We start from the raw sequence: 12,429 nt of genomic DNA on the forward strand, positions 1-12,429 counted from the left end.
TGTATCTGATGAACTGCAGTTGCCTACCTCCCGTTGGGAGGCTGGGATGCACGTTTATCTCTACCTGATTTCAGCTACTTACGTGAGCGCTAAGCGTTCCGCAGCACTCGCCCAAGGGCTTGAGGAGGCCGCCCCTGTTCCCGCCATGGCCATTCGACTGGAGGCAGAGGGACAGGGTCTTTGGGCCGCGCTTGATGAACTCCTCGCGCGGGGGGCCAGCCGTATTGATCTGCGCCCGGTCGGAATGCCGTTTTCACAATCGCTGGAGAAATGGCTGCCCAGTGCAGCAGGTGCATGGCTTGCCCAGCAATCGGGCTCAACACCGGAGTTGTTTTTTGCCAGCAGCCCGGAACACGACGCGGCCACCGTGCGCACCATTGCGCGGGCTGAGTTACCCCTGCGCCGGATTGGTGAAAAACCTGCGGGTGAGATGGGGAAGGGTTGGGATTTGCCGCCCGCGCATCGGCACCACCTGTTGGTTTGCACAGGTCCGCGTTGCCATGTGAAAGACGCGCCTAACCTTGCTGATGCACTCAAGGTGGAAATTCGGCGTGCCGGGCTCAGTGATAGCTGTTTGGTGACCACCACCGGTTGCGTGTTTCCATGTAACGCCGGACCGGTGATCGTGCATTACCCGCGCGGCGATTGGTATCGCGTGGCCGATCTCTCAGACATCCAGAGCTTTGTCGCGATCGTGCTCGCAAAGGGTGGCCGACTTGAACATCTTATTTTTCATCAAACGGGAGTGTCCCATGAACCTGCGTAATTTGCTGCTGCCGCTCGGGTTGCTGGCCTCGGCGGCGCATGCCGACCCGGTCACCATTGAAAGCTGTGGCGTCTCACATACTTTTGAGAACGCTCCGAGCCGCGCCATCTCCCTCAACCAGCAGGCGACAGAAGTCATGCTGGCGTTGGGGTTGCAGGACGCGATGGTTGGCACCGCCTATATGGATGATGCCATCCCGGAACAATGGAAGGCCGCCTATGACACCGTGCCTGTGCTGGCTGAAAAATACCCAGCTGCTGAGGTGGTGTTGGCAAAGGAGCCTGATTTCCTCTTTGCCGGATTTGGTTCTGCTTTCTCTGAGGACAATCTCGGCGAGGCGACCAAATGGCATGACCTTGGCGTTGGCACCTATCTGGTGGATGCTTCATGTAAGGAAAAGCACCCCAAAGACGTGCCTTTGACTGTCGAGCCGATCTTCCACGACATTGAAACGGTTGGGAAACTCTTTGCAGTCGAAGATCGTGCAAAAGATCTGGTGGGCACACTCAAAGCCCGTCTGGACGCAGTGACGGCCGCGCCTGCGGGCGAAGGCCAATCCGCGTTTATCTACGACAGCGGCACCGATACGCCGTTCTCTATCGGGTGTTGCGGCGGGCCTGCCCTTCTGTCTCAGCTCACGGGTCTCGATAGCATCAGCAGCGATGTTCCGGGCACTTGGGTCGATCTGTCGTGGGAACGCGTTGTGGCCGCTGATCCGGATGTCATCCTGCTGATTGAGGCCGACTGGTCCACGGCTGCCGACAAGCGTGCCTACATGGAGGCGGACCCAGTGTTGAGCGAGTTGCGCGCTGTCAAGGAGGGCCGCTTTGTCACCGTGCCGTTTTCCGAAACGCTCTTGGGGATGCGATTTGCAGAAGGTGTTGAAAACCTGAACGATCAGCTTGCAGGGTTGAAATAAGTGAGCCGAGGATCGCCGCTCTTGCTGCCACTTTCTGTTGCGGTGCTACTGCTCGCGATGGCGGCCGGTGTCCTGTGGGGCACGGCTGAGATCACATGGAGCGAACGGCTGGCGATCCTTTTGCGCAGTGAAGACGCGCCGCGCGGTTTGTCGATGATTGTCTGGCAGTGGCGCATCCCTCGGGTGCTTGCGGTGGGCATGATCGGTGCAGGGCTGACCCTTGCGGGTTTGTTGATGCAAACCGCGCTGCGCAACCCGATGGCTGACCCTTATCTCATGGGGGTGTCATCTGGCGCGTCTGCCGCTGCGGTTGGAGCAATCATTTGGTTTCCCGCAAGCGTTACGCAGACGCTGGGCGTGCCGTTGATTGCGTTCCTCGGTGCGGCTGCGGCGTTTTTGCTCACCATATCGCTATCGACGCGCCGTGGGCGATCCCTCGATCCTTTGGTGGTCATTCTTGCGGGCGTTGCGGTGTCGCTGATGTTTCAGGCGCTCACTGCGTTTTTCCTGTATGTCGGCGATCCGCATGCGACCCGTAACGCTATGGGATGGCTGATGGGAACCGCCGCTGGCACCGACTGGCACGAACTTCCGCTGTTGCTTGCGATACTGGTGATCTCCTTGTTTCTCGCCTTGCGAACGGCATCCAAGCTGGATGCGACCCTATTGGGGGACGAGCGTGCGCAATCTCTTGGGGTGAACGTAGGGCGCATCCGGGTATTGGTGTTCTTTGTCACCATTGCACTGACGGGTATCGCAGTTGCGATTGCGGGGATTGTGGGGTTTGTTGGACTGATCTTGCCGCATATGGCGCGGCTGCTGGTAGGCGCGCGCCACCGGGTGCTGATCCCGCATGCTGTGATCCTCGGGGCGATCACCTTGATCCTCGTGGATTTGGCTTGTCGGGTGCTCCTCGCGCCTGAGGAATTACCGCTCGGGGTTCTGCTCGCATTGCTGGCTGCCCCTCCGTTCATCTATATCCTGAGGGGGATGGCGCGTGTCCGATGAGCCAATACTCGAAATTTGTGATCTCTCGGTAGACGTGGGTGGGCAGCCCTATGTGCGGGATCTGTCGCTCCGGGTCAAACGCGGGCAATTCCACGGGCTGCTTGGTCCCAATGGCGCCGGTAAAACCACACTTCTGCGGGTTCTGTATCGTGCGCTGCGGCCTCAGGCGGGCGAGGTGCGTCTGCATGGTCGCGCGCAGTCCGAGTATAGCCCCATCGAATGGTCTCGGCATGTGGGTGCATTGGTGCAGGGTGGGGGGCTGCTCGCAGGTCTGACACCTGCTGATATCGTAGAGATTGGCCTGACAATGCGGGACATTCCTTGCGAAAAGCGCAGAGAAGCAACGCAGGATGCGCTGCAATTGGTTGGGCTTCAGGACAAGGCGAACCAAGACGCCGAGAGCCTCTCTGGCGGCGAGTTGCAGCGTTGTTATTTCGCTCAGCTTCTGGCCTGCGATCCGGAGGTCTATGTTTTGGACGAGCCGACCAACCATCTGGATTTGCACTACCAGCTCAGACTGCTGGATGAGGTCAGGCGCCGTGGGCGTACCGCGATCGTGTCATTTCATGATCTCGGACTGGCGGCGCGCTATTGCGATACCGTGCATTTGATGCAGGAGGGGCGATTGGTGGCCGAAGGCATGCCGGAAGATGTGCTCACCCGTGAGGTTCTATATAAGCACTATCGTGTTGACGGGGTGCTAGAGGGTCACAGTCTTAAGTTAGAAGGGCCGGTTCTTGATGGAACCAGCCCTTTGCAAGCAGCGGAATGACGAGACCTCAGGCGACCATATGCCCCTCGCCGGGGGTGTTGTAAGTCTGATCCAGATTGGCGGAGTGGCTTGAACCCGTCTCGTCGATTTTGAACCGATTTACCGATGCCACCAGCTTGGCCGCCTCATCGCGCAGCATTTGTGTTGATGCGGCGGTTTGTTCCAGCATGGCCGCGTTCTTTTGCGAGCTCTGATCCAGATGCGTGACCGCACTGTTCACCTCGGTGAGGCTGCTGGATTGCTCAACATTTGCGGCACTGATCTGGTCGACCATTTTGACGATACTGGCGACACTCTCTTTAATTGCGCTTAGTTCACCACCTGTGCGGCTAACAAGTTCAACACCCTGAGTGACCTCGTTTGAGCTGTTTCGGATCAGCTCATTGATCTCTTGGGTGGCTGCCGCAGAACGTTGTGCGAGGGCGCGTACTTCGGATGCCACGACTGCGAAGCCTGCTCCAGCCTCGCCTGCACGAGCTGCTTCTACGCCAGCGTTCAGCGCCAGTAGATTGGTCTGAAACGATACACCCTCGATCAGATCTGTGATCTTGCTGATCGCTTCGGAGGCTTCGCGAATCCGGTTGATGGACGCGGTTGTTTCCTCGGCCACCCTCAGAGTGGAGTTGACCCGGTTCTGGGCGTCGCGCACGAAATCATAGGCTTGGCGAGAGTTGGATGCGGTATCCTGCACAGAGTCATTCAGTACTTGGATGGCCCCAGTGGTCTCTTCAAGCGACGCAGCGGTATCTTCACCGCGTTTGGATGCATCAAATGTCGCTGCAGCGATTTCATTCGCGGTATTGTTCAGCGTGATGCTGCTTTCGGCGAGTTGGCGGATGACGTCAGTTTGCGTTTGGCTGAGCGTATCAACAGCCATAGCGATGTCGGCAAACACTCCGCGATGGGTATCAGGCATCCGCACCGTGAGGTCACCGCTTGCAAGTGCGTCAACGGTGAAACGGACGTCGGCGAGTCCGTTCTCCACGACTGTTCCGATGGCATTTACACCGTGACCCAACTCGGCAAACTCGCTGTCATCGTCCTCGACCGGGATGCGCAAGGAAAAATCCCCCTGTGCGCAGGCACTGATGACTTTGGTAATCTCAACCGCAAAGCGCTCGCGTTCGATTTGCCCTTTGCGGAAGTTGTCGATGGCTGTGCTTACAGCCTGCACTTCGCTGATAGAAGACTGTGGGATTTCTACGTCGAATTTTCCCTCAAACATCTTATTCAGTACGTTCTGAATTCTCAGCAACGGTTTTGCGATCTTCTGAGCCAACGCGAAACCAAGGGCGATAAATACGAGAAGTCCGATACCCGCCATCAATGTCGAGCGCTGCATCAGCTCATCCTGCGCAATCCGAGCGTTTGATACGATGGTATCGCGGCGATCATGGATCAGGTTGAGCGTATCTGCGAGAATAGGTTCGGCAGTGGCGTAGCGCTCCGACATGACACCGGTTTGTTTGTCCAGCGCCATCGTTTCTTCGACAAAAGCAGCGAAGGTAACACGGTAGTGTTCCAGCAGCGCGTCTATCTCCGTCTGTTGGGCGGCACTATCATAATAGCTGTCTGGAAAAGCACGGAATTCTTCAACCCGTTTTTGCAGGCGATCTAGATACTTTGTATTCTTGCGCATGATGAAGTCTTTCTCGTGCCGACGCATCATCAGCATCTTCACCTGCATTTCGGGGTAGGACGTCGCTTTCAGGCTCTCCTCGACGGAATGGACAGCACTGCGGAGTTCCCCCTGAAGGCCAACGGTTTCATCTAAACCAAGCGCCCTGGACGTTGCGACAACATCAGAAAAACTGCTGGCATAGGATGCTACGGCATCTTGCAATAGATCAAGTTTGGAAGAGATGTCTTCCATGCCAGCCAAATCCACAGTCTGATTGCGGGCGGAGTCCATGGTGCTGTTGAGCTGAGTGACGACCTCTGCGTGCCGGTCGACATATTTGTCGTCGCGACGCAGGAGGAAATCTTTTTCCGCCCGACGCGCCTGAAGGAAGGCCAACTCGAGTTGAACCAACGTCGCGTCCAATTTCTCGACGCGCTTGACCTCAGCTTGAGACGTGTCCCGCGCATCATGTGTATAAAAAGACAGCCCGACGAGCGCGCACATGCTAATGGCGGCCAAACCGACAATGGACAGAATTGCGGTACGGATTGAATATTTCATGGGCGAGGCGCCTCTTTTGAACAGTTCCTGAGGCCCGATGTTACACCAATTAAGTTAAGCCAATGTTCAGCGCATGTGCGCCATGCGGGTGGACTTTGGGTATGGCTCGCGCCTTCCGGGTATTTTGAGTTCTCGAAAGAACAGCGAGAGTGGAGACGCTCGTCTAAAGATTGCTGATTTACGCAATTGGGTAGAGGTTCTTAACTCTATGCTGGCAGGATCACCCTGTGGCAGGCCTCGAATGCTCCGGCATTCTTGATGGTGTTGCTGCTCGGTGGAACCGGCAAGGTTCAGAAGAACATCCTCCGCGAATCGTATAGTGACCTACCGCCAATGCGCCGGCAAAGATGGCAGCAATTTGCGCCTTTCTGCGCCCTGCCATATTTGGGTCACATTGCTGCCCGCAGAGCGCCGCAGGTTCTCCCCCGAAAAGCCAGTATGGCCCTGATTTTGCCTTGAAAACCATACGTTTAGACGTGTTACTCGGGTCAATTTTATCTGTTAAGACCTAGTTAAGAAAGCCCTCTGTATCCCGGTTTTGGGTGAACAGAAAAGGTGGTGGGAACATGACTGCACAGAGCAACGAAGCTCCTATTATTATCAAGAAGGTGAAGAAGGGTGGCGGTGAGGGCCACCACGGTGGCGCTTGGAAAGTGGCCTATGCCGACTTCGTGACTGCGATGATGGCCTTCTTCTTGTTGATGTGGCTCCTGAACGCCACAACCGAGAAGCAGCGTAAGGGACTTGCTGACTACTTCTCGCCATCTATCCCGCTCAGCCGTGTCTCCGGTGGTGGCAACGGCGCGTTTCAGGGGGACACCATGTTCACCGAAGACGTGAAGCCGCAAAACGGGATCGGCGCGACCAAAGAGAATCCAACCGACGCCTCGCGCTCGCAGGGCGATACCGGTGTCGCTGATGACCAACAAAGTGATGAGGCTGAAGAGGCCAACTTCCTCAAGATCGAAGAAGCGCTGATGGGGCGTGGCGGAGAGAGCATGGTCAGCATTGATATGGCGCGCCATATCGTGACCCGTGTGACTGACGAGGGCCTGATCATCGAACTTTTCGAAACCGAAGATGCAAAGCTGTTTGAAAACGGCAGCGAACGCCCGACGATCTTGATGCGAGATCTGTTGCGCATGGTTGCACGGGTGACGGCATCGGTAGAGAACAACGTGGCAATTGGTGGTCATGTCGCCTCGACCCCGGTGGTGATCGCCAATAACCCGGTTTGGGCACTGTCCCACGCCCGTGCGGATGCCACTCGCGAATTGCTTGAAACTGGCGGTATGCAAGCCAAGCGAATCTCTCGGGTAACAGGCTACGCGGATCGCGATCTGGCTTCCAAGAATCCCATGTCGGCGCGCAACAACCGCATCAATATCACGCTGCTGCGGAAATGATTGCGCCATAAAACTAAGGCAAATGCGGCTGGCAGATAGATAGGATTTTATCTGTTAGCCGCACGTTAAGTACAAGCGCGGTAATCCTTTCAGCGAGAATAAATCAAGATGCAGCAGAAAGGCGTATCTAATGACTATTTCCTCCTCGCTGAATGCTGGCGTAGCAGGGCTCGCCGCGAATTCCACTCGTTTGGCAGCCATTTCCGATAATATCGCGAATGCTTCGACTGCTGGCTACAAGCGTGTGGTGACCTCATTTGAATCTATGGTCATTTCGCAAAATGGCGGTTCTTACGCCGCTGGCGGTGTGTCTGTGAACAACACGCGTATGATTGATGAGCGCAGTTCGCTGATTTCCACCAGCAATGCCACCGACCTTGCGGTCGCAGGACGTGGCTTCCTCCCGGTCGCGAAGCTTGCAGAAGTAGATTCTGGCGGCGACCCCACCATGCTCCTCACCACCTCAGGTTCGTTCCGCACGAATGACGAGGGGTATCTGACAACCACGTCTGGTCTGGTGCTGCTGGGATGGCCGGCAAATGCGGATGGAACCATTCCCACGGTTGCCCGTGATACGGATGGGCCGTTGGAGCCCGTTCGATTTGACACCTCTCAGCTGAGTGCGGCGCCCACCACCGCAGTAAGCCTTGGTGTGAACCTGCCCGCTGGTAGTGCCGTCGCGGGTGCGGCTGGTGACCCTGAAGAGAACGCCATTCAATACTACGACAACCTTGGCGGTCAGCAGGAACTGGACATCGTCTATACTCCGACAGGTGCCAACGACAATGAGTGGACCATGACGCTTACCGATGGGGCGACAGGGACCGTTGTTGGCGAATACACTCTCACATTTGATGACTCAGCAACTGGCAAAGGCACGCTGGATACCGTCGCGACCACGACTGGCGGTGCGTATGATCCTGCCACCGGCACGATCATCGTGACTACGGATAGTGGCCCAATAGAGGTTGAGATTGGCGTGATGACGCAGCTCTCAAGCGCCTTCTCGGCCGCGACCATCGAGAAGGATGGCTATGAAGCAGCCAGCTTTGCCGGTGTCGAGGTGGACGAGGGCGGTTTTGTGCACGCCCTTTATGAAAACGGTAGCAGCCGTATCGTCTACCAGATTCCGCTGGCGGATATGCCGAACGCCAATGGAATGAAGTCGCTGGACAGCCAGACATTTATGCCCTCTCCAGATAGTGGTGCGTACTACCTGTGGGATGCGGGCGCAGGCCCGACTGGCGAGGTAGCGAGCTACCGTCAGGAAGAATCCGGAACGGACGTCGCGACTGAGCTGACCTCGATGATCCAGACGCAGCGCGCCTATTCCTCGAATGCGAAGGTCATCCAGACCGTGGATGAGATGCTTCAGGAAACCACCAACATCAAGCGCTGATAAAATCAGCGCTTCGAACAGGTAAAACTTAGTCACAGAAGGTGATTTGGGATGTCTCTATCGACTGCCCTCAGTAGTGCGATGACCGGTATCACGGCGGCCGGCAGGTCGACGTCGGTGGTATCCGACAACCTCGCGAATGCCCTGACAGAGGGGTATTACCGCCGGACTCTGGACCTTAGCTCCAACGGTTCTGCAGGAGGCGTGCGGATCGGTTCCGTCCAGCGCATGATCGATCCCGCGATTCAAAAGAGCGTGCGATCTGCAGAGGCCAACTTTGCAGCAACCTCGGTCACGGCGGGATTTTATGCGCGCATCTCCGACCAGGTCGGTACAGTCAATGATGACTATTCGATCGCTCAGAGAATGACGGACATGGAAACGGCGCTGATCGAAGCAACGTCCTTGCCGGATTCGGATGCGCGACTGAACGATTTGTCGATGCAGGCGGGCGAGTTGGCGATGTCCATTCGCAATGCAGCAGAAGGTGTGTCTACTCTGCGGAACAAGGCAGAGGATTCAATTGGAGCGCTTGTAGAAGGGCTTCAGACCAATCTGGAGACGCTCAACGACCTCAACAAAAAGATCTTGGCCGCAGAAATCCGTGGCCAGGATCCCTCGGGCCTTGAAGATCAGCGTGATAACCTGATCAATGCCATTAACGAGGTGATCCCGGTGCAGGTGCACAAGCGCGATAACAATCAAACCGCGCTCTACACCAACTCTGGCATCAAGCTCATTGACGGCGGATCGGTTGCAGAGTTTTCTTTCGACGAAACCCGTCTGGTCACCCCCTATATGTCTATCGACAATGGGCAGCTGTCGGGGTTGGAAATCGATGGCAGGTCCATTGACACCTCCATCAACGGTAAGATCGGTGGCGGCAGCCTTGCTGCACAGTTCCATGTGCGTGACGTCGCTTCTGTGCAAGCTCAGGAAGATCTGGACACCATGGCGGCTGATTTGATCGGGCGCTTTCAGGATCCCGCCGTGGATCCGACCCTTGGTGTAACAGATCCCGGTATCTTTACCGATGCGGGTGCTTTCTTTGATCCCGTCAACACATTGGGGGCCGCCAACCGGATTGAGCTCAATGAAGTGATCTCAATGAGCGGCAGCGCTGAGACTTGGCGTTTGCGCGATGGCCTCAATGCTACGGCGATTGGGGACCGGGGCGATACCACGATCCTCAACAACTATGCCGAGGCGATGGAAGCCACAAACACGATCACCTCCCCCGGTCTGGGGTCCGGTGACTACAGTGCCTATGCGATTGCCGCCAACCTGATGACCAACTTCACTCAGGAAAACACTTGGGCGGAACAGGAACTGGCCTATTCCTCGGCGATTTACAGCGACATCCAGTCCCGTGAACTGGAGCAAGGCGTCGATACCGATGCAGAGCTGCAAACGCTGATGATGATCGAAACGGTCTATGGTGCGAACGCCCGGATGCTTCAGGCGATTGATGAAATGATGCAGGAACTGATGAGGCTTTAAGCTATGAATGTGCAATCCTTTGGAGACATGGCGCAATATCTCTTCCTGCGTCGCCGCTCGGTAGAGCTGAACAAAACGCTTGATACACTGACTCAGGAAATGAGTACTGGGATCGCGTCCAATCTGCCGGAACGTCTGGGTGGTGATCTGGGCTTTGTGGTCGATCTTGAGCGTTCAATTTCAAAAATGGACAGTTATAAAGTGGCGGCACAGGAGGCAGGTCTTTTTGCCTCCACCGCACAAAGCTATCTTGAACGGATCAATGACAATGCATTGAACCTCGGTTCGGATATTCTGGCGCTGTCCAGTACCTCAAACGACACCACCACGCAGGAAATGGCAACGCAGTCAGCGAATTTCCTGACGGAGACGATCGCGAACCTGAACGGTAAGCTCTCTGGACGCAGCCTTTTTGCGGGCACAGATACCAGCTCTACTCCGCTTGAAAGCGCAGATACCATGATGACTGCGCTCATCGCCGAAGTCGGCGCGCTTACGGATGTCGATGATATCGTTCAAGCTGTCGAGAACTGGTTCAACGATCCTGCCGGCTTTGATGCGATTATGTATAACGGCTCCACCAACAATATGAGCGCGGTGCGGATCGGTGCAAACGAAGAGGTTAACTTTGCCTTGCGCGCCGATGATGACCGCCTAAAGCAAGCGATGCAGAGTTTCGCGCTCGGTGCGCTCGCGAGTTCGGACAGCCTTTCTCATCTTTCAACTGTAGAGTCGTCTGCGCTGATCAAGCGAGCCGGGACAGAACTGATGAACGCGCAATCTGAACTTACGGATGTTCAGTCTGATCTCGGTTTCATCCAGGCGCGCATCGACGAAACTCAGACCCGGAACACCGCGGCGCTCACCTCGATGGGGACCACTCTGAATGATCTGATCCTTGCTGACCCAGCGGAAACGGCCAGCCGGGTAGAAGAAGTGCAGTTCCAACTCGAAGCGCTCTATTCGATCACCGTGCGCTCCTCGCAACTCAATCTGTTGAACTACATGTAATGCGCAAATTTCTTCATATCCTGATGACGTGCCTGTTACTGCCGACGCTGGCGCAGGCCAATGCAATTCGCCTCAAGGACCTCGTCGAATTTGACGGGGTCCGGGGGAACGACCTTGTGGGCTATGGGCTTGTGGTCGGTCTGGACGGAACCGGGGATGGGCTCAGAAATTCACCCTTCACCGAAGAGATTATGACCAACATTCTGGAACGCCTCGGTGTCAACGTCAGCGGTGAGCAGTTTCGCCCCAAGAACGTTGCCGCAGTGTTTGTGACTGCGACGCTGCCCCCTTTTGCGCGTGTCGGTGGTACGATTGACGCTACGGTTTCTGCCATCGGTGATTCCAGCAGTCTTCTGGGCGGGACGCTCATTATGACACCGCTGAACGCCGCCGATGGTCAAATCTATGCCGTGGCGCAAGGGACTATTCTCGCTGGTGGTGCCGTTGCGGAAGGCGAAGCCGCGACCGTGACGCAAGGGGTTCCGACTTCTGGCGTGATACCGTCGGGCGCACGTGTGGAGCGCGAGATCGACTTTGATCTGTCATCGCTGAATTCCATGCGCCTTGCACTTCGGGAGCCGGATTTCACCACAGCTGGCCGCATTGAGCAGGCGATCAACAGCGAATTTGGTCGCAATGTCGCGGTCATGCGGGATTCTGGTACTGTTGAGGTCAATATCCAACGTACCAATGCGCGCTCCACAGCCCACGCGGTGGGTCGAATGGAAAACGTGTTGGTGGAGCCGCAGCGCAAGGCCCGGGTTGTGGTGGATCAGCGTTCCGGCACCATTGTGATGGGCAGCGATGTGCGTATCTCTAATGTGGCTGTTGCGCAGGGAAATCTGACCTTACGGGTTGAGGAAGCTCCGCTGGTGTCGCAACCAAACCCCTTTGCTGAAGGCGAAACCGTTGTGGTTCCCCGTACTGGTGCCGCCATCGAAGAAGAAGAAGGTGTTCAGCTGGCAGAAGTCCCGGAAACCACCTCATTGTCTGAAGTCGTCGCAGGTCTGAACGCGCTGGGGGTATCACCGCGTGACATGATCGACATCCTGAAGAGCCTCAAGGCCGCAGGGGCGCTGCATGCGGAGTTCGTCGTGCGTTGACCCGCTGACCACAGCCCCCTGACCAACACCCCGGGAGACCCGCCCGGGGTGTTTTTTTGTGCCCGTGTTCGGGTATTTGATCGTACTCAGGGCGAAATCGATACCTCCGCAGCGCGGGGGAGCTGCCCACCCCTGATCTTCGGTCTCTACCGTCGATTGGTCGCGCTCTCAGGCCAGGAGCACCGATTTGGGGATCGCCTTGATGGTGTTCAGGGACGGGTGTCAGGTTCCATACTGAATAAAACCACTGGGACAAGCGCACGGGACCACCGCCGGAACGGTATGGCGTACATAAACCGATATGGATAGAGATACCTTACTCGCGCCTCCGAAGCTCTTTTCCGATAGTTGGCGGGACACTGA

General features: G+C 56.5%; 10 protein-coding genes. 9 read left to right on the plus strand and 1 reads right to left on the minus strand.

The genetic code is table 11. The annotated features are described in order from the left end of the window. Window positions 1-46 precede the first annotated feature (46 nt). From K529_RS14975 to K529_RS14990, 4 genes are read left to right on the plus strand one after another with little or no spacing between them, the layout of a single operon-like run. Window positions 47-766: a (2Fe-2S) ferredoxin domain-containing protein gene (locus tag K529_RS14975; protein ID WP_040641242.1), complete on the plus strand. Its 720-nt coding sequence runs from the start codon at window positions 47-49 to the stop codon at window positions 764-766. Further along, window positions 753-1,685 carry an ABC transporter substrate-binding protein gene (locus tag K529_RS14980; protein WP_005607866.1) on the plus strand — a complete coding sequence of 311 codons (933 nt, stop codon included), beginning with the start codon at window positions 753-755 and terminating at the stop codon, window positions 1,683-1,685. The genes K529_RS14975 and K529_RS14980 overlap by 14 nt, the downstream gene beginning before the upstream one ends. Then, entirely contained in the window at window positions 1,686-2,693 is a 1,008-nt protein-coding gene (locus K529_RS14985) for a FecCD family ABC transporter permease (RefSeq protein ID WP_227511940.1), read from the plus strand. Continuing rightward, complete coding sequence (locus K529_RS14990; protein ID WP_005607873.1) at window positions 2,683-3,465, plus strand: ABC transporter ATP-binding protein; 783 nt, start codon at window positions 2,683-2,685, stop codon at window positions 3,463-3,465. Before K529_RS14985 ends, K529_RS14990 begins: the two co-directional genes overlap by 11 nt. A gap of 7 nt (window positions 3,466-3,472) precedes the next feature. On the opposite strand, the gene K529_RS14995 is transcribed toward K529_RS14990, so the two are convergent. Continuing rightward, a complete protein-coding gene (locus tag K529_RS14995) occupies window positions 3,473-5,647 on the minus strand; it encodes a methyl-accepting chemotaxis protein (protein ID WP_005607876.1) in 2,175 nt (724 codons plus the stop codon). 566 nt (window positions 5,648-6,213) lie between these two features. Between K529_RS14995 and K529_RS15000 the strand changes: the two genes are divergently transcribed. The 5 genes from K529_RS15000 (at window position 6,214) to K529_RS15020 (ending at window position 12,066) form a co-directional block, all read left to right on the plus strand. Beyond that, the gene (locus K529_RS15000) at window positions 6,214-7,053 is read left to right on the plus strand and encodes a flagellar motor protein MotB (RefSeq protein WP_005607878.1); all 840 of its coding nucleotides are present in this window, start codon (window positions 6,214-6,216) and stop codon (window positions 7,051-7,053) included. A gap of 130 nt (window positions 7,054-7,183) precedes the next feature. Further along, complete coding sequence (locus K529_RS15005; protein ID WP_005607881.1) at window positions 7,184-8,452, plus strand: flagellar hook protein FlgE; 1,269 nt, start codon at window positions 7,184-7,186, stop codon at window positions 8,450-8,452. Window positions 8,453-8,503: 51 nt separating this feature from the next. Then, entirely contained in the window at window positions 8,504-9,952 is a 1,449-nt protein-coding gene (gene flgK / locus K529_RS15010) for a flagellar hook-associated protein FlgK (protein ID WP_005607884.1), read from the plus strand. A gap of 3 nt (window positions 9,953-9,955) precedes the next feature. Continuing rightward, window positions 9,956-10,963: a flagellin gene (locus K529_RS15015; RefSeq protein WP_005607888.1), complete on the plus strand. Its 1,008-nt coding sequence runs from the start codon at window positions 9,956-9,958 to the stop codon at window positions 10,961-10,963. Beyond that, complete coding sequence (locus K529_RS15020; protein ID WP_005607891.1) at window positions 10,963-12,066, plus strand: flagellar basal body P-ring protein FlgI; 1,104 nt, start codon at window positions 10,963-10,965, stop codon at window positions 12,064-12,066. Before K529_RS15015 ends, K529_RS15020 begins: the two co-directional genes overlap by 1 nt. The last annotated feature ends 363 nt before the right edge of the window (window positions 12,067-12,429 follow it).

This window comes from Tritonibacter mobilis F1926 (assembly GCF_000376545.2).
In the GTDB taxonomy this organism is placed as follows: Bacteria; Pseudomonadota; Alphaproteobacteria; order Rhodobacterales; family Rhodobacteraceae; genus Epibacterium; species Epibacterium mobile.